Origin of the sequence: Cribrihabitans marinus, assembly GCF_900109035.1 — a bacterium.
Classification (GTDB): Bacteria; Pseudomonadota; Alphaproteobacteria; order Rhodobacterales; family Rhodobacteraceae; genus Cribrihabitans; species Cribrihabitans marinus.
Genome location: NZ_FNYD01000006.1, coordinates 66433 through 89738, shown reverse-complemented (window position 1 = coordinate 89738; position 23306 = coordinate 66433). Strand labels below are relative to the sequence as shown.

The 23306-nt window shown below is 65.7% G+C and carries 22 protein-coding genes; 14 read left to right on the top strand and 8 right to left on the bottom strand.

Annotated elements, in window-relative coordinates:
- Positions 1 to 93: 93 nt before the first annotated feature.
- From BMX57_RS11365 to pdeM, 13 genes are all read left to right on the top strand, one after another.
- Complete coding sequence (locus BMX57_RS11365) at positions 94 to 1500, top strand: type II and III secretion system protein family protein (protein ID WP_092366766.1); 1407 nt, start codon at positions 94 to 96, stop codon at positions 1498 to 1500.
- A gap of 17 nt (positions 1501 to 1517) precedes the next feature.
- Complete coding sequence (locus BMX57_RS11360) at positions 1518 to 2147, top strand: OmpA family protein (RefSeq protein ID WP_092366763.1); 630 nt, start codon at positions 1518 to 1520, stop codon at positions 2145 to 2147.
- A 198-nt stretch (positions 2148 to 2345) separates the two neighbouring features.
- Positions 2346 to 3584 (top strand): CpaE/TadZ family protein, encoded by a 1239-nt coding sequence (locus tag BMX57_RS11355; protein ID WP_092366760.1) that lies wholly within the window; start codon positions 2346 to 2348, stop codon positions 3582 to 3584.
- A gap of 22 nt (positions 3585 to 3606) precedes the next feature.
- Positions 3607 to 5046, top strand: a complete 1440-nt coding sequence (locus BMX57_RS11350) for a TadA family conjugal transfer-associated ATPase (protein WP_092366757.1) — start codon at positions 3607 to 3609, stop codon at positions 5044 to 5046.
- 8 nt (positions 5047 to 5054) lie between these two features.
- Positions 5055 to 6023, top strand: a complete 969-nt coding sequence (locus tag BMX57_RS11345) for a type II secretion system F family protein (RefSeq protein ID WP_092366755.1) — start codon at positions 5055 to 5057, stop codon at positions 6021 to 6023.
- 12 nt (positions 6024 to 6035) lie between these two features.
- The gene (locus BMX57_RS11340) at positions 6036 to 7022 is read left to right on the top strand and encodes a type II secretion system F family protein (protein WP_092366752.1); all 987 of its coding nucleotides are present in this window, start codon (positions 6036 to 6038) and stop codon (positions 7020 to 7022) included.
- A gap of 46 nt (positions 7023 to 7068) precedes the next feature.
- A complete protein-coding gene (locus BMX57_RS11335; protein WP_092366749.1) occupies positions 7069 to 7614 on the top strand; it encodes a tetratricopeptide repeat protein in 546 nt (181 codons plus the stop codon).
- Between the two features lie 29 nt (positions 7615 to 7643).
- Complete coding sequence (locus BMX57_RS11330; RefSeq protein WP_092366746.1) at positions 7644 to 8492, top strand: tetratricopeptide repeat protein; 849 nt, start codon at positions 7644 to 7646, stop codon at positions 8490 to 8492.
- A 3-nt stretch (positions 8493 to 8495) separates the two neighbouring features.
- The gene (locus BMX57_RS11325; protein WP_092366743.1) at positions 8496 to 8990 is read left to right on the top strand and encodes a prepilin peptidase; all 495 of its coding nucleotides are present in this window, start codon (positions 8496 to 8498) and stop codon (positions 8988 to 8990) included.
- A gap of 115 nt (positions 8991 to 9105) precedes the next feature.
- Positions 9106 to 10413 (top strand): ATPase, encoded by a 1308-nt coding sequence (locus tag BMX57_RS11320; RefSeq protein ID WP_092366740.1) that lies wholly within the window; start codon positions 9106 to 9108, stop codon positions 10411 to 10413.
- Between the two features lie 52 nt (positions 10414 to 10465).
- Positions 10466 to 10930, top strand: a complete 465-nt coding sequence (locus BMX57_RS11315; RefSeq protein ID WP_092366737.1) for a VOC family protein — start codon at positions 10466 to 10468, stop codon at positions 10928 to 10930.
- Positions 10931 to 10968: 38 nt separating this feature from the next.
- Positions 10969 to 13386 carry a ligase-associated DNA damage response DEXH box helicase gene (locus tag BMX57_RS11310; protein ID WP_092366734.1) on the top strand — a complete coding sequence of 806 codons (2418 nt, stop codon included), beginning with the start codon at positions 10969 to 10971 and terminating at the stop codon, positions 13384 to 13386.
- Entirely contained in the window at positions 13383 to 14048 is a 666-nt protein-coding gene (gene pdeM, locus BMX57_RS11305; RefSeq protein WP_092366731.1) for a ligase-associated DNA damage response endonuclease PdeM, read from the top strand. The genes BMX57_RS11310 and pdeM overlap by 4 nt, the downstream gene beginning before the upstream one ends.
- Before the next feature lie 12 nt (positions 14049 to 14060).
- On the opposite strand, the gene BMX57_RS11300 is transcribed toward pdeM, so the two are convergent.
- A complete protein-coding gene (locus BMX57_RS11300) occupies positions 14061 to 14756 on the bottom strand; it encodes a LytTR family DNA-binding domain-containing protein (protein ID WP_229724237.1) in 696 nt (231 codons plus the stop codon).
- Between the two features lie 207 nt (positions 14757 to 14963).
- Between BMX57_RS11300 and BMX57_RS11295 the strand changes: the two genes are divergently transcribed.
- Entirely contained in the window at positions 14964 to 15371 is a 408-nt protein-coding gene (locus BMX57_RS11295) for a PaaI family thioesterase (protein ID WP_092366725.1), read from the top strand.
- Between the two features lie 15 nt (positions 15372 to 15386).
- Here the strand turns inward: BMX57_RS11295 and folD are convergent, their stop codons facing one another.
- The 7 genes from folD to ybgF form a co-directional block, all read right to left on the bottom strand.
- Positions 15387 to 16289: a bifunctional methylenetetrahydrofolate dehydrogenase/methenyltetrahydrofolate cyclohydrolase FolD gene (gene folD / locus BMX57_RS11290; RefSeq protein ID WP_092366722.1), complete on the bottom strand. Its 903-nt coding sequence runs from the start codon at positions 16287 to 16289 to the stop codon at positions 15387 to 15389.
- A 40-nt stretch (positions 16290 to 16329) separates the two neighbouring features.
- Entirely contained in the window at positions 16330 to 16635 is a 306-nt protein-coding gene (locus BMX57_RS11285; RefSeq protein WP_092366719.1) for a chorismate mutase, read from the bottom strand.
- Positions 16636 to 16691: 56 nt separating this feature from the next.
- Entirely contained in the window at positions 16692 to 18368 is a 1677-nt protein-coding gene (locus BMX57_RS11280) for a formate--tetrahydrofolate ligase (RefSeq protein WP_092366716.1), read from the bottom strand.
- 173 nt (positions 18369 to 18541) lie between these two features.
- Positions 18542 to 19120 (bottom strand): MOSC domain-containing protein, encoded by a 579-nt coding sequence (locus BMX57_RS11275; RefSeq protein ID WP_092366714.1) that lies wholly within the window; start codon positions 19118 to 19120, stop codon positions 18542 to 18544.
- A gap of 109 nt (positions 19121 to 19229) precedes the next feature.
- Entirely contained in the window at positions 19230 to 21146 is a 1917-nt protein-coding gene (gene ftsH, locus BMX57_RS11270; protein WP_092366711.1) for an ATP-dependent zinc metalloprotease FtsH, read from the bottom strand.
- Between the two features lie 77 nt (positions 21147 to 21223).
- Complete coding sequence (gene tilS, locus BMX57_RS11265) at positions 21224 to 22477, bottom strand: tRNA lysidine(34) synthetase TilS (protein WP_308419738.1); 1254 nt, start codon at positions 22475 to 22477, stop codon at positions 21224 to 21226.
- Positions 22474 to 23304, bottom strand: a complete 831-nt coding sequence (gene ybgF / locus BMX57_RS11260) for a tol-pal system protein YbgF (protein ID WP_092366706.1) — start codon at positions 23302 to 23304, stop codon at positions 22474 to 22476. Before ybgF ends, tilS begins: the two co-directional genes overlap by 4 nt.
- Positions 23305 to 23306 lie beyond the last annotated feature (2 nt).

Here is a 23306-nt window from a genome sequence, read left to right as displayed (position 1 = left end):
GATTCTTGCAATAAATCCGGAAGTGGCGCAGAGTGCCCGCAAGAATGGGCAGAAAAGACCCGTCAACGAGGCGTGATCGGAGAGGCAGGTCACATGAGAATTCATGGAATGTTCAAGGCCACCCTGCTGGGGTTGGCTATTGTGTGCAACCCGTTTGCACCGGCGGTGCAGGCCCAAGAGGTCCTGCGCGTGCTCAAGAAAGACGCGGCAACCATGCTCGAGGTTCCGATGAACCGCGCCGTGGTTGTCGAAAGCGAGGAACCCTTCGCCGAGCTCAGTATCGCGAATGCGGGAATCGCCGACATCTCGTCGCTGTCGGATCGCACGATCTATGTCCTGGGCAAGTCGCCGGGTCTGACCTCGCTGACGCTGTTCGACGCGTCCGGGATGCTGATCACCAACGTCAACGTGCGCGTGTCGGCGGACGTGACCGAGTTCAAGGAGCGGCTGCGGCAGATCCTGCCCAGCGAGAAGATCGAGGTGCGCACCGCCAATGACGGCATCGTGCTGTCGGGCACCGTCTCCAGCAGTTCGCGCCTGCAGCGGGCGCTGGACCTTGCCGAACGGTATGCGCCCGAGCGGGTGTCGAACCTGATGAGTGTCTCGGGCGTGCAGCAGGTGATGCTCAAGGTCCGGTTCGCGGAAATGCAGCGCTCGGTGTCCAAGGCGCTCGGGGCCTCGCTCGGCTTCAGCGGCGGGAACGCCATTGGCGGCCTCAACACACTGAACAACAACCCGAATTTGACCAACGCCATCAACGGAAACATTCCCGGCACCAATGAGAACGCGGGCGCGTTCCTGTTCGGCTTCAGCGCCGGGTCGACCCAGATCCGCCTGCTGATCGAGGCGCTGGAGCGCAAGGGCGTCGTGCGCACCCTGGCGGAACCGAACCTGTCGGCCCTCTCGGGCCAGGAGGCCACGTTCCTCGCCGGCGGCGAATATCCGATCCCGGTTGCACAGCGCGACGGCCTGTTCTCGGTCGAATACAAGCCCTTCGGTGTCGAGATGAAATTCGTCCCGCGCGTCGTGGATGGCGACCTTATCAACCTGGAGTTGCTGGCCGCGGTCTCGTCCCTGGATCCCAACAACTCGGTGATCGTCAACGGGTTCGAGATCGCCGCCTTCCAGCGCCGCGAGACCTCGACCACGGTCGAGCTGCGCGACGGCGAGAGCTTTGCCATCGCCGGGCTGATCGAGGACGAGTTCCTGGACAACAACCAGCAACTGCCCTGGCTGGGTGACGTGCCGGTCCTTGGCGCCCTGTTCCGCAGCGCCGACTACCAGCGCAGCCAGACCGAACTGGTCATCATCGTGACCGCGCACCTGGTCTCGCCCACCCGCGGCGAAGCGCTGGCGCTGCCGACCGATCGGGTCCGGCCGCCCAGCGAAAGCGACCTGTTCCTGTTCGGCCGCACCACGCGCACCACGCGCGGCGGCGGCGCCGCCGCCGAGGTGGCCAAGCAGGATTTCAGTGGCTCCTACGGCTACGTGATGGAATGATCGGGAGGATTGGACCGATGCAGAAATGGATCGTGGCACTGGGATTGTCGGCAAGTCTGTCGGCCTGTGGATATGAGGCCGGCCAGGCGGTCGATTCGGGTACCTTCGGCAACGCGACGCTGAACAACATCCAGATGTCGAACGGCGAGAGGTCGTTTGTGCAAGCATTGGGCGAGCGCTTTGCCCGCGAAGTTCCCAATCAGGTGAATTTCGCCTTCGACAGCGCACAGCTCGACCCCTCGGCGCGGCAGATCCTGGCCGAACAGGCCAACTGGATCCGCCAGTTCCCCGAGGTTCGCTTCCGGGTCTACGGCCATACCGATCTCGTGGGCTCCAACGCCTACAACAAGAGCCTCGGCCTGCGCCGCGCCCAGGCGGTCGTGGCCTACCTGGCCAGCCAGGGCATCAGCCGTTCGCGGCTGGAGGCGCTTGTTTCCTTTGGCGAAACCCGCCCGGTGATCCAGACCAGCAATCGCGACCGGCGCAATCGCCGTACCGTGACCGAGGTGTCCGGCGTTGCCGGCGGCCGCGGCCAGCTTCTGGATGGCCGCTATGCCGAGGTCATCTATCGCGACTACATCCGCAGCGCCGAGCCGGCCTCGACGCTGAGCGTGGACACCCGCGCCACCGGGTTCGAACAACAATAAGGCGAGTTGGGCGGCATCGTCGCCCAATTCCCTACAATTGGTTCTTTTCGGCCCCAATCTCGCCCAACTTGCCAGTGAAATTGCCTCCAATAGGTGACGTGCGTCCTGAACCGGGACGCATGCAGGCACCGGGAGGCCGGGACACGCAGAACGCTGTTTCAACCGTCCTTCCGCGCCTCCGTAAAGAGGATGAAGGCAATGAGCAGCGATACGCCGCAAAGCGAAACAACACCGATCCTTGCCTGCACCGTCAGCCGTGACGTGCAGAACTTCGACCTTCTCATCGAGGACATGGAAGCCGCGATGGGCGAGAACTGGGGCGACCTGGGTTTTGCCGAGGCGCTGGCCTTCTTCGGCCAGCCCGAGGCCGAGTCCCTGACCTTCATCGCCCTGGCGCTGGATGGCAGCGACGAGGACAACCTTGTCCTGATGGGCGAGATCATCACCCAGGCCAAGGCGCGCGGGATCAAGGTGATCCTGATCGCCGAGGACGTGACACCGGCCTCGCTGCACCAACTGCTGCGCAAGGGTGCGGACGAATTCGTTCCCTACCCCCTGCCCGAGCACGAGTTGCAATCCGCCATCGACCGGCTGGAGGAGCCCGAGAAGGAACCCGAGCCCAGCCGCCACAACACCGCGAGCCTGAAATCGGGCGAGCAGCGCGAAGGCGCCCTGCTGGTGACCCACGGGCTTGCCGGGGGCGTCGGATCGACCACGCTGGCGGTGAACCTGGCCTGGGAACTGGCCTGCCTGACCGCGGACAGCGCACCCAGCGTCTGCCTGATCGATCTCGACCTGCAATACGGCTCGATCTCGACCTTCCTGGACTTGCCTCGGCGCGAGGCCGTCTTCGAGATGCTGACCGATACCGACAGCATGGACGAAGAGGTGTTCGGCCAGGCCCTTCTGAGCTTCGAGGACAAGCTTCAGGTTCTGACCGCGCCGCCGGACATGGTGCCGCTGGACATCGTGAGCCCCGAAGACGTCAAGCGCGTGATCGAGATGGCGCGGGCGCATTTCGACTATGTGGTCGTCGACATGCCCAATACCCTGGTGCAGTGGTCCGAGACCGTCCTGCAGGCCGCGCATGTGTATTTCGCGCTGATCGAGCTGGACATGCGCTCGGCCCAGAACGCGCTGCGGATGAAGCGCGCGCTGCAATCCGAGGAGTTGCCTTTCAACAAGCTGCGTTTCGCGCTGAACCGGGCCCCCAAATTCACCGACCTGAGCGGCAAGAGTCGGGTCAAGCGGATGGGCGAGTCGCTGGGGATCTCGATCGACCTGCAACTGCCCGATGGCGGCAAGGCGGTCACGCAGGGCGCCGATCACGGCCTTCCGCTGGCCACCTCGGCCCCGAAGAATCCGTTGCGCCGGGAGATCGCCAAGCTGGCGCAATCGCTGCATGAGCTCGGTCAGAGCGATGCGGAAGCGGCCTAAGCCATTCAGAGGGGGGTGACAGGTGTTTTCACGTTACAAGAAGCAGGGCAAGGGCGAACCGGTCAAGGTGACCGACAAGGCCGCGGTCGCGGCCAGCCCCGATCCGCAGGCCGTCGCAAAACCGGCCAGCCTGCGCAAGCCGGCGCAGCAGAAGGCCGCGGAATCCGCGCCGCAGGATCGTGAGCGCAAGCGCAAGGAGCGGCTGGGCGACATCAAGATCCAGCTGCACCGCGAACTGCTCGAAAACCTCAACCTCGCCGCGCTGGAAACCGCCGCCGAGAAAGAGCTGCGCGCCGAGATCAGCCAGATCGCCAGCGAGATCCTGGAACAGAAGGGCATCGTCCTCAATCGCGAGGACCGCACCCAGCTGACCAAGGAGCTCTATGACGAGGTCACGGGCCTGGGTCCGCTGGAGACATTGCTGCAGGACGACTCGGTCAACGACATCCTCGTAAACGGGCCGCAGCAGGTTTTCGTCGAACGGTCGGGCAAGCTGGAACTCAGCGACGTGACCTTCAAGGACGAGCGCCACCTTCTGCGCATCATCGACAAGATCGTGTCCGCGGTGGGCCGCCGGGTCGACGAATCGAACCCCTATGTCGACGCCCGCCTGGCCGATGGTTCGCGTTTCAACGCGATGGTGCCGCCGATCGCGGTGGACGGCTCGCTGGTGTCGATCCGGAAATTCAAGAAGGACAAGCTGGGCATCGACGACCTGGTGAATTTCGGGGCCTTCACCGAAGAGATGGCCGCCTATCTTCAGGCCGCGGTCGCAACCCGCCTGAACATCATCGTGTCGGGCGGTACGGGTTCCGGTAAGACCACGACGCTGAACGCCCTGTCCAGCTTCATCGACAATGCCGAACGGATCCTGACAATCGAGGACACGGCCGAACTTCAGCTGCAGCAGACCCATGTGGGCCGGATGGAAAGCCGCCCGCCGAACGTGGAAGGCAAGGGCGAGGTATCCCCGCGCGACTGTCTGAAGAACGCGCTGCGGATGCGGCCCGACCGCATCATCGTCGGCGAGACGCGCGGCGAGGAGGTCATCGACATGCTGCAGGCCATGAACACCGGCCATGACGGTTCGATGACCACGATCCACGCCAACAGTGCCCGTGACGGCATCAGCCGCCTGGAGAACATGATCGCCATGGCCGGCATCGAGATGCCGATCAAGGCGGTGCGAAGCCAGATCTCGTCGGCCGTGAACCTCATCGTGCAGGCCAGCCGCCTGCAGGACGGCTCGCGCCGGATGACCTCGATCACCGAGATCACCGGGATGGAAGGCGACGTGATCTCGATGCAGGAAATCTTTCGCTATCAGCGCGTCGGCCTGACCCCCGACAACAAGATCATCGGTCATTTCACGGCGACCGGCGTGCGCAGCCATTATTCCGAACGGTTCCGGATGTGGGGCTACGATCTGCCCGCATCGGTCTATGAACCCACAACCATGTAGGGCACGTCATGCAACTCAGTGCAGAACCGATCATCTATGGCCTGATCTTCGTCGGCGTGCTCGTGCTGGTCGAGGGGATCTATCTGGTCGCCTTCGGCAAGTCGATCAGCCTCAACAGCCGGGTCAACCGCCGGCTCGACATGCTGGACAAGGGCACCGGCCGCGAACAGGTGCTGGAACAGCTGCGCAAGGAAATGCAGCAGCACATGAAGTCGCGGTCGATCCCGCTTTATTCGCTTCTGGCGGAAAAGGCGCAGAAGGCGGCCATCGCCTTCACTCCGCGGCAGCTGATCATGATCATGGCGGCGCTGGCCGGCGTGGCCTTTGTCGGCCTCAGCATCGGCACCGAGACGGAGGTGCCGGTACGCATCGCCATCTCGATCGGCATCGGTGTCGGCGCGGTGTATTTCTGGGTCAACAAGAAGGCCAAGAAGCGCATGTCGATGTTCGAGGAACAGCTGCCCGACGCTGTGGAACTGATGGTGCGCTCGCTCCGCGTGGGCCATCCGTTCGTGTCGTCGATCCAGATCGTCGCCAAGGAGACCGAGGATCCGATCGCCACCGAGTTCGGCATCATCGCCGACGAGGCGGCCTATGGCCGGGACGTGGGCGAGGCGCTCAAGGAGATGGCCGAACGGCTGGACCACCAGGATCTGCGCTTCCTGTCCGTCGCCGTGACCATCCAGCAGCAGTCTGGCGGCAACCTGGCCGAGGTTCTGGCCGGCCTGGCGGCGGTGATCCGCGCCCGGTTCCGCCTGTTCCGCCGGGTCAAGGCAATCACCGCCGAGGCGCAGTGGTCGGGCAAGTTCCTGTCCGCCTTCCCGCTGATCTGCCTGGCCGTCGCGCTGGTCAACGACCCGAACTACTATGACGGGGTCAAGGATCACCCCTGGTTCATTCCCGCCACATTCGTCGTGGGCATCATGCTGACCGCGAACCTGTTCGTGATGCGCTCATTGACCAACATCAAGGTCTGAGGGGGCCTAGCCATGCAATTCCTGCAATCCATCAACGACATGCTGACCGAGCAGCTGGGGCCGTTCGGACCTCTGATCGTGGTCGGCGTCCTGGGTCTGTTCATGATCCTGGTCACCATACCGATCATGATGAACCAGCCCGAGGACCCGCTGAAAAAGCTCAAGCGGGACATGAACCCCAAGACGGCGAACAAACCGAAGAAGGAACAGCTGCGCCAGGGCGGCCGCAACGAGCAGCTGGAGAAATTCGCGGGCTTCCTCGAGCCCAAGGATGCCGACGAGCTGTCCGCGATGCAGCTCAAGCTGCGCCAGGCCGGCTATCAGAGCCAGGACTCGGTGCGTTTCTTCCACTTCTCGCAATTCGCCCTGGGCATGATCGGCCTCATCCTCGGGGTGGTCTACGTGACGGTCATCGCCGGCGACCAGGATTTCGATGCCCAGGGCATGTTGCTGCGCGTGCTGGGCCCGGGCCTGGTCGGGTACTTCCTGCCGAAATACTGGGTGACACGCCGGGTCGAGGAACGCCGCGAGTCGATCACCCGCGCCTTTCCCGACGCGCTGGACATGATGCTGGTCTGTGTCGAAGCCGGTCAGTCGCTGGACCAGGCCATCGTGCGCGTCGCCAAGGAACTGCGCGCCTCCTACAAGGAGCTGGCCGACGAGTTCGAGGTGGTGGCCTATGAGATGAAGGCCGGCAAGGACAAGGACCGCGTTCTGCGCGACTTCGCCACCCGCTGCAACGTGCCGGATCTGTCGTCCTTCGTGACGGTGATGATCCAGTCGGCGGCCTTCGGCACATCCATCGCCGAGGCGCTGCGCGTCTATGCGGGCGAGATGCGCGACAAGCGGGTGATGCGCGCCGAAGAGGCGGCAAACAAGTTGCCAACCAAAATGACCCTTGCCACAATGATGCTCACGGTCCCGCCCCTGCTGATCATCCTTGTCGGCCCTTCGGCACGGGGTATCATGGACCTCGGCAACATGGGACCCGGCAACTGACCGGGAGGCAGGACAGGGTGTGAGCAGGTCCGCACCGCTATTCAGGATGAATGCAGCCATCGCCGTCATCGCGGCGGTGGCCGCTTGCGACTCGGGCGGGACGGACCTGCCAGAGGATCCGTTCCCGCCCGGCATCGATCACCGCAAAGATGCCGTCGATGGCGTCGAGGTCGGACAGCGCCTCATGGCGGCCGGCGAATACGAGCTGGCGCTGGATTCCTTTACCCGCGCCGCACTGGACCAGGGTATGACCACCGAGATCCTGACCGGGCTGGGCACCGCCAACCTGGAGCTCGGCCGCCTGGGCCAGGCCGAAGGCATGCTGCGCCGCGCCGTCGAGGAGGCGCCGGACTGGCCCGAGGCCTGGAACAACCTGGGCGTCCTGCTGATGGAGAAGGGCGAGATCCCCGAAGCGACGCAGGTCTTCCGCAAGGCCTATGCGCTGGACAATGGCGAAAGTGACGCAATCCGCGAGAATCTGCGCTTATCCCTCGCAAATTTGGAAAATCCTGTTAATACTGAGCCCACAGAAAAAGACTATAAAGTGGTGCAGCGGAGCCCCGGCGAATTCGTGATCCGCAAGACACCATGACGAGGCCAGAGCAGTAAAGGACGCAATAAATGCGCCATCTCATCTTGATTCCAGCCGTCCTGGCGGGCGGTTTCGGTCTGTCGGCCTGTTCCGAAAAGGGTGACGAGACCGTCGAACGCGCTTTCCAGGACGTCAATGTCGTCGACGAAAGCAACCTCAACGACGTGATGCTGACGGTCGGCGACCCCAACGAGGCGGTCCGGCATTTCCAGAAATCGCTCAAGTCCGATCCCGACCGCGCGGATCTGCAACGCGGGCTGGCGATGTCGCTGACCCGCGCCAAGCGCAACACCGAGGCGATTTCGGCCTGGACCAAGCTGACCGGGATGGAGGGCGCCAAGCCCGAGGACTCCGTGGGTCTTGCCGATGCGCTGATCCGGTCGAGCGAGTGGAAACGCGCCGAGCAGGTGCTGGACGCCATTCCGCCCACCCACGAGACCTTCCGCCGCTACCGGCTCGAGGCGATGGTGGCCGATGCCAACAAGGAATGGAAGAAGGCCGACAGTTTCTACGAGACCTCGGTGGGCCTGACGACCAAGCCCGCCGGCGTCATGAACAACTGGGGCTATTCCAAGCTGACGCGGGGCGACTTCGAGGGGGCGGAGCGGATGTTCGGTGACGCGATCCGGCAGGATCCGTCGCTGTTCACCGCCAAGAACAACCTGGTCCTGGCCCGCGGCGCGCAGCGCAACTACTCGCTTCCGGTGATCCCGATGTCGCAATCCGAGCGCGCCCAGCTGTTGCACACGCTGGCGCTTTCTGCGGTCAAGCAGGGTGATGTCACCACCGGAAAGACCCTGCTGCGCGAGGCGATCAGCACGCATCCCCAGCATTTCGAGGAGGCGGCCCGCTCGCTGCAGGCGCTGGAGGCCGGATAGGGCATGTCGATCTCGGCGCAGGCGGCGCTGTGGTTCCTGCCCTTCGTGCTGCCGATCTGCTTCTACGTGGCCTTCACCGACCTGCGCGAGATGCGGATCACCAACCAGGCGGTGGTCGCGCTTGCGGCTGTGTTCGTGGTCATCGGGCCGTTCCTGATGCCCCTGCCCGTGTTCGGCTGGCAACTGGTGCAGCTGGTCTTCATGCTGATCCTCGGAATCGTGCTGAACGCAGCGGGCGCGATAGGGGCCGGCGACGCCAAGTTCGCCGCCGCCGCCGCGCCCTATGTGGCCCTGGGCGACCTGCGCGTGCTGATGGCGCTTTTCGCCGCGAACCTGCTCGCCGCCTTCGCCACCCACCGGCTGGCCAAGCACACCGCCCTGCGCCGCGCCGCACCCGGCTGGAAGAGCTGGGACATGGGCTGGAAATTCCCCATGGGGCTGAGCCTGGGCGGCACCCTGGCGCTCTATCTCGTGCTCGGCGCGATCTACGGGCAGTGAGGCACCGTCAAGGTGCCCCGAGCTTGCCCTTGTCCTGCCACAATGCGCTGACAATCTGCGGCCATGCGGGCGCACCGTATCCTTTTGACGAACAGACAACCGACAGGCCGCACCGATGAACATGCAAGCCAACAGCGTGATGTCCCCGCCCGCCCCGAAGGGCCTGGCCGAGATGCGTCTTCCGATGGTGATGATGCGGGACATCCTGCTCAAGACGATCTACCGCAAGACGGTCGACACGGTCAGCGAGATCGCCGAGGCGATCTGCCTGCCGCGGGCCGTCACGCAGGAGCTGGTGGATATCGCGCGCGAGCAGAAACTGCTCGAGGCGACCGGCACGCTGAATGCCAACAGCGGCAACGAAATGGGCTATCAGCTGACAGATGCGGGCAAGTCGCGCGCGCTGGACGCGCTCAGCCAGTCGGAATATTTCGGCGCCATGCCGGTGCCGCTGAGCGTCTATAGCGAGCAGGTCAAGCGCCAGTCGATCCGCAACATCCAGGTCACCCGCGAACAGCTGGTCAACGCGATGGGCCATCTGGTTCTGCCCGACAGCCTGCTGGACCACCTGGGCCCGGCGGTCAGCGCGGGCCGCTCGATCCTGATGTATGGCCCGCCGGGCAACGGCAAATCCTCGATCTCGAACGGGATCCGCGAGGCGCTGGGCGACAAGGTCTATGTGCCGCGCGCCATCGAATATTCCGGCCAGGTCATCACGGTCTACGACCCGATCGTGCACAACGCCATCGAGCAGGAACCCGACGACCCCAACAGCCTGCGCCGCAAGACCCGGTTCGACACCCGCTATGTCATGTGCGAGCGGCCCACGGTAGTCACGGGCGGCGAGCTGTCGCTGTCGATGCTGGACCTGGTCTACAACCCCACGGCGCGGACCTACCAGGCGCCGCTGCAGCTGAAATCCACCGGCGGCATATTCATCGTCGACGACCTCGGCCGCCAGGCGGAACCGCCGCAGGCGCTGATCAACCGGTGGATCGTGCCGCTGGAAGAGAACAAGGACATCCTGGGCCTGCAATCGGGCGAGAAATTCGAGGTGCCGTTCGACACGCTGGTGATCTTTTCCACCAACTTCCATCCCAACGAGATCTTCGACCAGGCCGCCCTGCGCCGGATCTTCTTCAAGATCAAGATCGACGGGCCGAACCAGGAAAACTTCCTCAAGATCTTCGCCATGGTGGCCCGCAAGCGCGGCATGCCGCTGGACGAGGCGTCTCTGGTGCATCTGCTCAAGGTGAAATACCCGACGATCGACAACATCTATGCCAACTATCAGCCGATCTTCCTGATCGACCAGATGATATCGATCTGCGAATTCGAGGGCATCCCCTATCAGATGCGTCCCGACCTGATCGACCGCGCCTGGGCCAACATGTTCGTGAAGGACGAAAAGATCGTGAAGTGACGCCGCGTGTCAGTCCGCTATCATCCTGACAAAGGATCGAAGGAGGGCTGACATGACCACCACCGACAAACCGCGGCTCGTCGGGATCAATCACATCGCGCTCGAGGTCGGCGACGTGCAGGCGGCGCTGGATTTCTACGGCGCCATATTCGCCTTCTCCCTGCGCGGCGAGAATCGCGACGACGACGGCAAGCTTACGATGGCCTTCATCGACATGGGCGATCAATTCATCGCGCTCAGCGGCGGACGGACGCAACCACCCGACGATCACCGGCATTTCGGCCTTGTCGTGGACGACCGCGAGCGGGTGGCGGAACTGGCGCGCGCGGCCGGCGCCCGGATGGTCGACGGCCCCTTCCTGGATTTCCGCGACCCCTGGGGCAACCGGATCGAGGTGGTCGAGTACCGCGACCTGCAATTCACCAAGGCGCCGACGGTCCTGGACAAGCTGGGCGTCGCCGCCGACAAGACGGAAAAGGCGAAAAAGCAGTTGGCGGACAAGGGGATCGAGATCTGACTCTGGCGCCGCTTGGGTGAATGTTCTAGATTTGTTCAATGCCTGAGATACCTGCGTTCCTTCTTGACTGGTTCGCTGGCCGGGGGTGGTCGGTCCATCCGCACCAGCATGACATGGTGGCCCGCGCCGATGCGCCCGCCACCCTGCTCATCGCTCCCACGGGCGGCGGCAAGACCATGGCCGGGTTCCTGCCGACACTGGCGGAACTGGCGGATGGGCGCCATACCGGGCTGCACACGCTCTATGTCTCGCCGCTCAAGGCGCTGGCCGCGGACATCAAGCGCAACCTGCGCACTCCGGTGGACGAGATCGGCCTGCCCATCCGCATCGAGGACCGCACCGGCGACACCTCGGCCACGCAGAAGAAACGCCAGCGCGCGGATCCGCCGCATATCCTGCTGACCACGCCCGAAAGCCTGGCCCTGCTGACCTCGTATGAGGATGCGCCGCGGATGTTCGCCGGGCTGCAACGTGTCGTGGTGGACGAGATCCACGCGCTGGCCGAAAGCAAGCGCGGCGACCAGCTGATGCTGGCACTGGCGCGGCTGCAATCGCTCTGCCCCGGCCTGAGGCGCGTAGGGCTGTCTGCGACGGTCGAGGATCCGGCAGCCATCGCCCAATTGCTGGCGCACCATCCCGACCCCTGCGAGATCCTGATGGCCGATCCCGGCCCCGATCCCAATATCGCCATGCTGGAAACCGCCGAGGCGCCGCCCTGGTCCGGGGGTGGCGCGGCCTATGCCATCCCGGCGGTTCTGGAGCAGGTCCGCCAGCACAAGACCACGCTGATCTTCCACAACACCCGCGCGCAGGCCGAGATCTTCTTTCACAATCTCTGGCTGGCCAATGACGAGGGCCTGCCCATCGGCATCCATCACGGCTCGCTCGACCGGCAGCGCCGCGAACGGGTCGAGGCGGCCATGGTGCGCGGCGAGTTGCGCGCCATCGTCTGCACCGGCAGCCTGGATCTGGGCATCGACTGGGGCGACGTGGACCTTGTGATCCAGATCGGCGCGCCGAAAAACGTCAAGCGGCTGGTGCAACGGATCGGGCGGGCCAATCACCGCTACAACGCGCCCAGCAAGGCGCTATTGGTGCCCGCCAACCGCTTCGAGGTGGTGGAATGCGTGGCGGCACTGGAGGCCGCGCGTGCCCATGACCTGGATGGCGAGCCCCGGGGTCCCGGGCCGCGTGACGTGCTGTGCCAGCACATCCTGATCGCCGCCTGCGCCGGGCCGTTCGACGCCGACGCGCTCTATGCCGAGATGACGGGGGCCGGGCCCTATGCGGATCTGGAACGGGTCGAATTCGATGCCTGCCTCGATTTCTGCGCCACCGGCGGCTATGCCCTGCGCGCCTATGACCGCTGGCAGCGCCTGCAACAGCGCCCCGACGGCCTCTGGCAGCTGCGCGACCCGCGCAGCGCGCAGCGGATCCGGATGAATATCGGCACGATCCAGGACACCGACACGCTCAAGGTGCGGATGCGCCGGAACCGTGGCGGCAAGCCGCTGGGCGAGATCGAGGAGGGCTTTGCCGCCTCGCTGAGCCCCGGCGACACGTTCCTGATCGGCGGACAGGTGGTGCGCTACGAGGGGCTGCGCGAAATGGTGGTCGAAGTCAGCCGGGAGCGCGGCCGCAAGCCCAAGATCGCCACCTTCATGGGCACCAAGTTCGCCACCTCGACCCAGCTGAGCGCGCGCATCCTGGACATGCTGCAACAGAAGGACTGGCCGCAACTGCCGCGCCACACCGCCGACTGGCTGGCCCTGCAGCGGCGCATGTCGCGCCTGCCGCAGCGCGGGCGGCTGCTGATCGAGAGCTTTCCCCATGACGGGCGCGAATGCGTCTGCGTCTACGGGTTTGCCGGGCGCAACGCGCAGCAGACACTGGGCCTGCTGCTGACCAAGCGGATGGAGGAGACCGGGTTGCACCCGATGGGCTTTGTGGCCACCGACTATGCCACGCTGATCTGGGGGCTGGACGCGCCCACCGACCCACGGCCGCTTTTCGACATCGACGCCCTGCGCGACGGGCTGGACACCTGGCTTGCCGGTAACGCGGTGATGAAGCGCACGTTCCGCGCCAGCGCGACGATCGCGGGGCTGATCGAACGCAACACCGGCGGGCAGCGCAAGTCCGGGCGGCAGGCCACGTTTTCGTCGGACATCCTCTATGACACGCTGCTGAAATACGACCCCGATCACCTCTTGATGCGGATCACGCGGGCCGAGGCGATGCGCGGGCTGGTCGATTTCGGCCGCATCGAAGAGATGATCGCACGCGTCGGCGCGCGGATCGACCTGGTTCGCGTGGGCCGCGTGACCCCGCTGGCCGCCCCGTTGTTCCTGGAGGTGGGCAAGGTGCCGGTCAAGGGCGCGGCCGAGGAGCGCCTCCTGGCCGAGGAAAGCGACCGTTTGCTGGCCGAGGCGGGACTGGTCGGGATCGGGGCATGAGCGGTTATTCCTTCGACCTGTATGGTGCGGGTCTGACCGCATTGGGATCGGGCGCGCTCTGGTGGCCGGAGCGGCAGGCGCTGTGCGTGTCGGATCTGCACCTTGGAAAGTCCGAGCGGATCGCGCGGCGTGGCGGCGCTGCCCTGCCCCCTTATGAGACGCGCGATACGCTGGCGCGGTTGGCAAGCGATCTGGACCGGACCGGCGCCCGGACGGTCATCTGCCTGGGCGACAGTTTCGACGACCCGTTGGCGATGCAGGCGCTGCCCCGGCAGGACCGGCTGTGGATCTCGACCCTTCAGGCGGGGCGGCGCTGGATCTGGATCGAGGGCAACCACGATCCCGGCCCGGTCGACCTGAGTGGCACGCATCTGGCCGAGCTGTCGCTGGGTCCGCTGCAGTTCCGCCATATCGCTGCGGCGGAGGCAAAGGGCGAGGTGTCCGGCCACTATCATCCCAAGGTCCGGTTGCGCCTGCGGGGCCGCGCCCTGCAGCGCCCGGCCTTCCTGCTGGACCGCGACAGGCTGATCCTGCCGGCCTATGGCACCTATACCGGAGGGCTGTTCTGCGACCGCCCGCCGCTGGCGGATCTGATCGGGGATCCCGGCCTGGCCATTCTCACCGGCGCTCAGCCCCGTGCGGTCCCGATGCCGCGCAGCTAGGTGGGCCGAGCCTCAGACAAGACCGGCCTTCTCCAGCCCCGGGCGGTATTTCCGGCTGACCGGCACCCGGTCGCCATTGACCAGCCGCAGATGGATCTTGCCGCCTGCCCGCTCGACGCTTTCGATGGCGTCCCGCGCCACCCAGTGGGACCTGTGGGTGCAATGGCCGACCACCGGCTCCATCTCGTCGATCGCGTCGGCAAAGCGTGATCGGACAGTGAACGTGCCATCGGTCGTCACCACGTCGACAAAATGGTCGCGCACGGTCAGCCGAAGGACGCGCCCGGTGAAATCGTCGGGCAGGCGTCGATGCAGCCGCGGCTGCGGCGCATCGCCCGGAGGGACAAGGACCGAGTCGAGCGCCGGCAGCCCGCGCCGCACAACCACGATGCCGGTGGAGAAAACCGCCCCGTATTTCAGCGCCCGGGTGAAATCCGGCATCGCCTCGCCGCCCTGCAGGTGCAGAAGGGACAGCAGCCCCCAGAACAGCGGGACGAACAGCGCGGCAATTGCCACGGCAATCAGGGCATCCCTGAGGAAACCGCCCTGCAGAGCCGCCTTGCGGTGCACGAACAGGAACCCCGCCACGACACTCACGGCGGCGGCGCCGATCAGGACCAACCAGAACAGGAACCGGACGACGAAGGAAACGCCCTGCACTCCGAATGGTTCGGTTTCGGCCGCCAGGAAGGCCAGCATCACGACCATGGGAACGGCCGCTCGCGCGAAATTTGGACCCAAAATCTGTTTCACCGTTGAAAACATTAACATCGGAACAATTAACGATACGCGCACCATTTTTACCCGCGATCGGTTCACGCATAAAGGTGCGGGCGTTCAAATGTTCTAAACTTGATAAATGTTTCGGCATCGTCTTGGGTTAACCGGTGGGCAGTCCGGAAAAAGGCGGCGGCAATGCATCAGCGGATTCACGCCAGTTTCGACCGGCAGGGCATGATGAGGACACTCGGCGCGCGGCTTGACCTGGTCGAGATGGGGCGAACGGTCATCTCCGCGCCGATCCTGCCCGGAAGCCGGCAGCAGCATGGCGCGGCCCATGCGGCGCTGACCTTCGCATTGGGCGATTCGGCGGCTGGCTACGCGGCCCTGACGACATTGCCCGAGGACCGCGAGGTGATGACCGCCGAGATCAAGATCAACCTGCTGCGCCCCGGTCTGGGTAAGCGGCTGCGCGCCACTGGGCGGGTGTTGAAACCGGGTCGCCGGCTGATCGTCGTGACCTCGGAGATCCACGCGCTGGACGGGGACACCGAGACGCTGATCGCGGTGATGCAAGGCACGATGGTTCCGGTCGATCCCTGAAGGCGCGCCGAGGCGTCAGGCCGTCAGCCCCTCCGGCTCGGGCACGCCGTTGGCGCGGCAACAGGCCGTCACCGTGTTGGCCAGCAGGCAGGCAATGGTCATCGGCCCCACACCGCCCGGCACCGGCGTGATGGCCCCGGCCACCTCGGCACAGCTGTCAAAGTGGCAGTCGCCCACCAGCCGGGTCTTGCCTTCCCCATTTTCCGGCGCATCGATGCGATTGATACCCACGTCGATCACGGTGGCGCCGGGCTTGATCCAATCGCCAGGCACCATTTCCGGCCGGCCCACGGCGGCCACCACGATATCGGCACGGCGCACGACCCCGGGCAGGTCCCTGGTGCGGGAATGGGCGATGGTCACGGTGCAGCTGTCGCCCAGCAGAAGCTGCGCCATCGGCTTGCCGACGATGTTGGACCGGCCGATCACCACCGCGTCCAGACCGGACAGCGACCCGTGGTGGTCGCGCAGCATCATCAGGCAGCCCAGCGGCGTGCAGGGCACCATGCTTTTCTGACCCGTCCCCAGAAGCCCCACATTCGAGATGTGGAACCCGTCGACATCCTTGGCGGGATCGATCGCGTTGATAACAAGATCCTCGTCCAGATGATCGGGCAGCGGCAGCTGCACCAGGATGCCATGCACCGCCGGGTCGGCGTTCAGCTTGTTGATCAGCGCCAGCAGATCGGCCTGCGATGTGTCGGCCTCCAGCTTGTGCTCGTAGGAGTTCATGCCGACCTCGACGGTCATCTTGCCCTTCGAGCGGACATAGACCTGGCTGGCGGGATCCTCGCCCACCAGGACCACGGCGAGGCCGGGGGTGATGGAGTGCTCGGATTTCAACCGGGCCACGTGCTCGGCCACCTTGCCCCGCACCTTGGCGGCAAAGGCCTTGCCGTCGATGATCTGTGCCGTCATGTCGGTCCCCTTCTTCACGCTTCCCCTTGCGGGATGTCGGTCACTCCGCGCCGATCACGCGGGCCTCGCGGTCGATCGACCAGTCGATCAGGACGCGCCACAACTGCTCGGCCAGTTCCGGGTCCAGCCCGGCGTCGAGCGCCGTTGCGCGCACGTTGCGAACCACCTCTTCCACCCGTTCAGGGATCCGCGCCGGAAGCCCCTCTTCCGGCTTCAGCTGCGCCGCCCGGTCGATGTAACCCGCGCGGTCCACCAGCAGCGAGATCAGCTGCCGGTCCAGCCGGTCGATCTGCGCCCGAAGCTCGGTCATGGACCGGCATTCGTCCGGAGGTGTCAGAGAAGGCATGTCAATCTCCCGCGGCCTGCCTTGGTCACAGGCCACGGGATGTCTCATTTGAAGGGTCAGAACAAGCCCTCGATCTGCCCTGCGTCATTGAGGCATATGGTCTCCGCGGCCGGTCTGCGCGGCAGGCCGGGCATGGTCATGATCTCGCCGCAGACCACCACGACGAAACCGGCGCCGGCGCTCAGACGCACCTCGCGGACCGGCACGGAATGGCCGGTGGGCGCACCGCGCAGGTTGGGATCGGTCGAGAAGGAATACTGCGTCTTGGCCATGCAGACCGGCAGGTGGCCATAGCCCTGCTCCTCCCACAGCTTGAGCTGGTCGCGGATCTTCTTGTCGGCCAGCACCTCGTCGGCGCGATAGATCGACTTTGCGATGCGCTCGATCTTCTCCATGAAGGACAGGTCGTCCTTGTAGATCGGCGCGAACTGGCTGACGCCGCTCTCGGCGATCTCGGCCACGCGCGTGGCCAGATCGGCGGAGCCTTCCGAACCGAGCTCCCAATGACGGCTCAGGATGGCCTCGGACCCTTGGGTCTTGACGTATTCCTTGACCGCGTCGATCTCGGCATCGGTGTCCGTGACGAAATGGTTGATGGCGACCACAACCGGCACACCGAAGCTCTTGAGGTTGCCGATATGGCGGCCGAGGTTGGCGCAGCCCTGCCTGACCGCATCGACATTCTCGGCACCCAGGTCGGCCTTGGCGACCCCACCATTCATCTTCATCGCGCGCACCGTGGCGACCAGCACCACGCAATCCGGGGCCAGCCCGGCCTTGCGGCACTTGATGTTCATGAACTTCTCGGCACCCAGATCGGCGCCGAAACCGGCCTCGGTCACGACGAAATCGGCCACCTTGAGCGCCGTCTGCGTGGCGATGACCGAGTTGCAGCCATGCGCGATGTTGGCGAACGGGCCGCCATGCACGAAGGCGGGATTGTTCTCCAGCGTCTGCACCAGGTTGGGCTGCATCGCGTCCTTGAGCAGAACGGTCATCGCGCCCTCGGCCTTGATATCGCGGCAATAGACCGGCGTGCGGTCGCGGCGATAGGCGACGATCATGTCGCCGAGGCGCTTCTCCAGATCCTTGAGATCCTTGGCCAGGCACAGGATCGCCATCACCTCGGAGGCCACGGTAATGTCGAAGCCGCCCTCACGCGGGAAGCCGTTGGCCACGCCGCCGAGCGAGACGTTGATCTGCCGCAGGGCACGGTCGTTCATGTCGACCACGCGGCGCCACTGGACCCGGCGAATGTCGATTTCCTGCTCGTTGCCCCAGTAGATGTGGTTGTCGATCATCGCGCTGAGCAGCGAATGGGCGCTGGTGATGGCGTGGAAATCGCCGGTGAAGTGCAGGTTCATGTCCTCCATCGGCACGACCTGGGCGTAGCCACCGCCCGCGGCGCCGCCCTTCATGCCGAAGTTCGGGCCCAGCGAGGCTTCGCGGATGCAGATCATCGCCTTCTTGCCGATCCGGTTCAGCCCGTCGCCCAGGCCCACGGTGGTGGTGGTCTTGCCCTCGCCCGCCGGCGTGGGGTTGATCGCGGTCACCAGGATCAGCTTGCCGTTCGGGCGGTCCTGCACCGAGTCGATGAAGCGCTGGCTGACCTTGGCCTTGTCGTGGCCATAGGGCAGCAGGTCGTCGGACGAGATCCCAAGCCGCTCGCCGACCTCCTGGATCGGGCGCTTCTGCGCCTCGCGTGCAATTTCGATATCCGTCTTGTAGCTCATCGGACCGTCCCTGAAAAAATGCGTTGCAGGCGGACGACATAGGTCGCCGCTGGTGTATCCATACCGCCGACGCGGACGGGCAAGGTTATGGATTGCGACATTTTCGCGCTGTGTTGCGTCTTAAGCGCGTGCAATCCGCGCCCGTGGCCAGGCCTGCCGGGCCGGGCGGCGGGTCACGGCGACCAGGCGGGCTGGTCGGGCACGAACAGCGTCAACCGGTCGCCCAGCGCCAGATCGCCGGGCCGTTCAACCCAGGCTGTCACCCCACGCCGCCCCGCCGCCGCCGGCTTGAAGCCTGCGCCGAAGCCGGCGTGCTCCGCCTCGATCTCGCGACCGGGCAGGACGCAGGGGCGGTTCTCCATGTCCACGGTCAGGGTTGCGCCCGACGGGGCCTGCAGTCGCGACGAGGGCGGGATATGGGTGAAATCGGGAATGCCGCGCAGCACGACCGACGCACCGAGAAGCGCGGGATCCAGCGCATCCATCTCCATCCGGGCGGCGATCTCGTCCAGGTCTTCGACGGACAGGAGCGACAGCTGCCGCGTGTTGCGGATTTCGGTGCCGCGCTGGGGATAGAGGTTGGTCACACGGCTGCAGGAGGGGCGCGTGGCCCCCTCGTGCCGTCCGCCGGTAATCCCCTGGAACTCCAATGGCAGGCGTTCCACCGGCCGCGCCCTGAGCGACCTGCCCGCCGGCACATGGCCAAGCCAGACAACCTCGCCTTCATGCTCCGTTTGCTGCAACGCCGGCATCCGCGCCCCCGATGATTCCCCGTTCGGGCCGAGACTAGCGGATCGCACATCCATCACCAGACCCACCGGAACGAAAAGACCCGGCAGGGTCTGCCGGGGCCTTGGTCGGTCAGGCCGAGGGTTCGGGCTCCAGCCCGCCATCCGGCGGGGTCTTCTTGGGCTTGGTCTTGGGGATCGCCGTGACGCTGGGCGCGCTGCCCTCGTCGGGGCTGGGACCCTCGTCGTCGTCCTCGGTGGGCGGCTCGCCCTTCATGACGCGCTTGATCTCGTCGCCGGTCAGCGTCTCGTATTCCAGCAGGCCCTGGGCCAGGCGCTCCCATTCTTCCAGGTTGTCGTCCAGGATCTTGCGAGCCTGGTCATAGCCTTCCTGGATCAGGCGCTTGACCTCTTCCTCGATCAGCTCCTTGGTGTGGGCCGAAACCGAGAAGCCGGCGGTGTTACCGGAATAGCCCTCGTGCGCCTCGGCATAGTCGATATTGCCGACCTTGTCGGACATGCCCCAGCGCATCACCATCGCACGGGCCAGCTGGCTGGCCTGCTGGATGTCGCCCGCAGGCCCGTTCGAGATGTGATCCTCGCCGTATTTGATGATCTCGGCGGCCTTGCCCGCCATGGTCATGGCCAGCTTTTGTTCGCACTCGTCGCGGTGATAGTTCAGCCGGTCCATCTCGGGCAGCGAAACCACCATGCCCAGCGCGCCGCCGCGCGGGATGATGGTGGCCTTGTAGACCGGATCGCAGAGCGGCAGGGTCAGGCCGACGATGGCGTGGCCGGCCTCGTGATAGGCGGTCTTTTCCTTCTGGTCCTGGGTCAGCACCATCGAGCGGCGCTCCGAGCCCATCATCACCTTGTCCTTGGCGTTCTCGAAATCGTCCATGGTGACGAAACGCCGGCCGACGCGGGCGGCCATCAGCGCGGCCTCGTTCACCAGGTTGGCAAGATCGGCGCCCGAGAAACCGGGCGTACCGCGCGCGATGATGCGCAGATCGACATCCGGCCCCAGGGGCGTCTTGCGGGCATGTACGCCGAGGATCTTCTCGCGGCCCTTGATGTCGGGATTGGCGACGGTCACCTGCCGGTCGAACCGGCCGGGACGCAGAAGCGCGGGGTCCAGCACGTCCTTGCGGTTGGTGGCGGCCAGGATGATGACGCCCTCGTTGGCTTCGAACCCGTCCATCTCGACCAGCAGCTGGTTGAGCGTCTGTTCGCGCTCGTCATTGCCGCCGCCATAGCCGGCGCCGCGATGACGGCCCACGGCGTCGATCTCGTCGATGAAGACGATGCAGGGCGCGTTCTTCTTGGCCTGCTCGAACATGTCGCGCACACGGCTTGCCCCGACACCCACGAACATCTCGACGAAGTCCGAGCCGGAAATGGTGAAGAACGGCACACCCGCCTCGCCGGCAATGGCGCGGGCCAGAAGCGTCTTACCGGTGCCCGGAGGGCCGACCAGCAGCGCGCCCTTGGGGATCTTGCCGCCCAGGCGCGAGAATTTCTGCGGGTTGCGCAGGAATTCGACGATCTCTTCCAGTTCTTCCTTGGCCTCGTCGATGCCGGCCACGTCGTCGAAAGTGACGCGCCCATGTTTCTCGGTCAGCAGCTTGGCGCGCGACTTGCCAAAGCCCATCGCCCCGCCTTTGCCGCCGCCCTGCATCCGGTTCATGAAATAGACCCAGACGCCGATCAGCAGAAGGAAGGGCAGAAGGGTGATGATGAAGGACTGGAACCCCGATTGCTGCTGCTTTTCGGCGCGGATCGGAATGTTCTGGTCGATCAGCAACTGGGTGACTTCGGCATCGCCCGGCTTGATCGTGACATAGTCGCGGCCGTCACTGGTTCGGAACCGGATCTGCTCGCCATCCAGCGTCACGCGGCTGACGGTGCCGTCCTCGACCGCGGACACGAACTCGGTATACGTCTTCTCCTGGCTCTGCAGGGTGCTGCCGGATCCGCTGAACAGGTTGAACAGGGCCAGGATCAACAGGAACAGAACGACCCAGAAGGCGATGTTGCGTGCGTTTCCCAAGTGGAATCTCCCAATCTTCCGGACGAACTCGCGGTGCGTCCGACTAGACCCCTAAAATAGAGAGGATTGGGTGAGGTTCAATGCGATAAAAGCAAAGCGTGATACTCTGTCTCGCCTCGGGTCAGGGCGGCGTGCCAGCCATTTTCCAGACCGGCAAGCGGCGCGGCCAGCAATTCGGTGCCCGACCAGACCGCGGGCGTGGCCAGGATCGCGGCATGCGGCCGCCCGCTATCGCGCCAGTCCGGGCACCGGGCAAGGCCCGCGCGCCCCAGGGCGCGGATCTCGGCACCTTCCGTCGCCGGCCCGGTCACCCGCCAGCGACCGTCCCAGACCGCGCCCGGCGGAGCGGAGAGGCCCCGCACCGCGTTGAATTCGCGGCAAATCCGGATGCTCTCACCCCGGCACAGGACGCGGCACCCCGCCAGCTGCCCGCCGCGTCCCTCGGTGATCGCCGCAAGCGTATGAGCGACGGGGATCCGGCGTGGCGGGTAGATATCTCCGGTGATCCAGCGCAGCGCGGCCAGCAGCAGCCGCCGGGCGATCTCGTCGGGCAGATCGAGGAATGCGCGCCGTGCAATCAGCACGTCGCCCGCATCGATGCTCACAACGTCCCGGGCAGCGGCACCCGCGGTCTCGGCCAGAGCGGCCTCGGCATCGGCCATGTTCCGCGCGACGCGAACCAGGGCATCGGTGGTCACGCCCAGCGGCGCCAGCTGCTCCAGCGCCGCGCGAGCACGCACCCGGTCGAACCGGGTGTCGTGATTCGACGGATCTTCGGCCCAGGCGATGCCGTGGTCCTGCAGATACCGGCGCAGCCGGGCGCGCCGCAGTGTCAGCAGCGGCCGGATCAACAGGACACCCTGTTCGCGCCGCTGCGGCGGGATTCCGGCCAGACCGGTCACCCCGGCCGACCGCGACAGGCGCATCACCAGCGTCTCGGCCTGATCGTCGGCGGTGTGGCCCAGGGCCAGCGCCGCCATCCCGTGGTCCCGCGCCCAACCGGTCAGAAGATCGTAGCGCGCGCGGCGGGCGCGGTCCTGCAGGTTGCCGGGTTCCGCAATTTGGTCCCAGGTCAGGACATCATGGGCCAGGCCCAGGTCATCGCAGAGCCGCGCGACAAGGCGGATCTCCTCCGCGACCTCGGGCCGCAGGCCGTGATCCACCGTCGCGACCCGGAGCGTTACACCCTGACCGTCGACCGCCCGCGCGATCAGGTGGAGCAAGGCGAGCGAATCCCCGCCGCCCGAGACCGCAACGGCAAGCCGGGAGGGCAACGGGTCGGGCAGACCCTGCCGGATCCCGGTCAGCAGGTCGCGGTCGGGCTCGCTCAAGAGCAGCCCAGGGCGGCCATCTCGTTGCGGGCGTCACCCACGGTCTGCGCGTCGGGGAACCGCACCGCCACCTCGCCCAGCGTCACGCAGGCCTGGTCGGTCTGGCCCAGCCGGCCCAGAGCCGCGCCAAGTTCATAGAGCGCCTCGGGAGCGGCCGCCCCGTCCGGCGCACCGGTGAAGCTGGCCAGGAAGGCGCGGGCCGCCTCGCGGGTGTCGCCGGCCTGCTCCAGCGCGCGGCCGCGGCTGAGATTAGCCTGCGGCGCCAGCGGGCTACCGGGATAGGACTGGTCGAACTGCGCGAAGAGATCGGCGGCGCGGGCATAGTCACCGTCCTCGAACGCCTTGGTCGCGGCGTCGAAATCGGCCTGCTCGCCGACCGCCAGCTGGGTCTCCGCACCGCCCGTCTGGTCCGTCGCCGGTTGCTCGACCGGCGGGGCCACGGCCGGCGCCTCGCCACCCAGGGTGGAGGTTTCCGGCAGCTGCGAAATGTCGCAGTCGCTTTCCAGCTCGCAGAGGCGGAACTCCAGGTCGCCGACCCGGTTTGAGCCGTCGGCGACGACCCGGTCGATGCGGGCGTTCAATTGTTCGGTCTTGCGGGTCAGGCGCTGCAACTCGGCCTCGATCGCGTCGACCCGCTCCAGCACGGTGCTGCCGGCCACGTTGGCCGCCGGCGCACCTGTGGTCGACAGCTCGCGCTTGAGCCGCTGCACCTCGACATGCAGGACCGTCAGCTCCTGCCGGATGTCGGCCAGGGTCTGCTGCTGGTCCTGCGCCGCCGCACCACCCGCGGACAGAAGCGCCACAAGGGCAAAAGCCGCAATGCGCATGG

Excerpts from the sequence above, each read along its gene's own strand:
- BMX57_RS11365 (WP_092366766.1), top strand. The coding sequence starts at position 94 with ATGAGAATTCATGGAATGTTCAAGGCCACCCTGCTGGGGTTGGCTATT.
- BMX57_RS11360 (WP_092366763.1), top strand. The coding sequence starts at position 1,518 with ATGCAGAAATGGATCGTGGCACTGGGATTGTCGGCAAGTCTGTCGGCC.
- BMX57_RS11355 (WP_092366760.1), top strand. The coding sequence starts at position 2,346 with ATGAGCAGCGATACGCCGCAAAGCGAAACAACACCGATCCTTGCCTGC.
- BMX57_RS11345 (WP_092366755.1), top strand. The coding sequence starts at position 5,055 with ATGCAACTCAGTGCAGAACCGATCATCTATGGCCTGATCTTCGTCGGC.
- BMX57_RS11340 (WP_092366752.1), top strand. The coding sequence starts at position 6,036 with ATGCAATTCCTGCAATCCATCAACGACATGCTGACCGAGCAGCTGGGG.
- BMX57_RS11335 (WP_092366749.1), top strand. The coding sequence starts at position 7,069 with ATGAATGCAGCCATCGCCGTCATCGCGGCGGTGGCCGCTTGCGACTCG.
- BMX57_RS11330 (WP_092366746.1), top strand. The coding sequence starts at position 7,644 with ATGCGCCATCTCATCTTGATTCCAGCCGTCCTGGCGGGCGGTTTCGGT.
- BMX57_RS11325 (WP_092366743.1), top strand. The coding sequence starts at position 8,496 with ATGTCGATCTCGGCGCAGGCGGCGCTGTGGTTCCTGCCCTTCGTGCTG.
- BMX57_RS11320 (WP_092366740.1), top strand. The coding sequence starts at position 9,106 with ATGAACATGCAAGCCAACAGCGTGATGTCCCCGCCCGCCCCGAAGGGC.
- BMX57_RS11315 (WP_092366737.1), top strand. The coding sequence starts at position 10,466 with ATGACCACCACCGACAAACCGCGGCTCGTCGGGATCAATCACATCGCG.
- BMX57_RS11310 (WP_092366734.1), top strand. The coding sequence starts at position 10,969 with ATGCCTGAGATACCTGCGTTCCTTCTTGACTGGTTCGCTGGCCGGGGG.
- pdeM (WP_092366731.1), top strand. The coding sequence starts at position 13,383 with ATGAGCGGTTATTCCTTCGACCTGTATGGTGCGGGTCTGACCGCATTG.
- BMX57_RS11300 (WP_229724237.1), bottom strand. The coding sequence starts at position 14,756 with ATGGTCGTGATGCTGGCCTTCCTGGCGGCCGAAACCGAACCATTCGGA.
- BMX57_RS11295 (WP_092366725.1), top strand. The coding sequence starts at position 14,964 with ATGCATCAGCGGATTCACGCCAGTTTCGACCGGCAGGGCATGATGAGG.
- folD (WP_092366722.1), bottom strand. The coding sequence starts at position 16,289 with ATGACGGCACAGATCATCGACGGCAAGGCCTTTGCCGCCAAGGTGCGG.
- BMX57_RS11285 (WP_092366719.1), bottom strand. The coding sequence starts at position 16,635 with ATGCCTTCTCTGACACCTCCGGACGAATGCCGGTCCATGACCGAGCTT.
- BMX57_RS11280 (WP_092366716.1), bottom strand. The coding sequence starts at position 18,368 with ATGAGCTACAAGACGGATATCGAAATTGCACGCGAGGCGCAGAAGCGC.
- BMX57_RS11275 (WP_092366714.1), bottom strand. The coding sequence starts at position 19,120 with ATGCCGGCGTTGCAGCAAACGGAGCATGAAGGCGAGGTTGTCTGGCTT.
- ybgF (WP_092366706.1), bottom strand. The coding sequence starts at position 23,304 with ATGCGCATTGCGGCTTTTGCCCTTGTGGCGCTTCTGTCCGCGGGTGGT.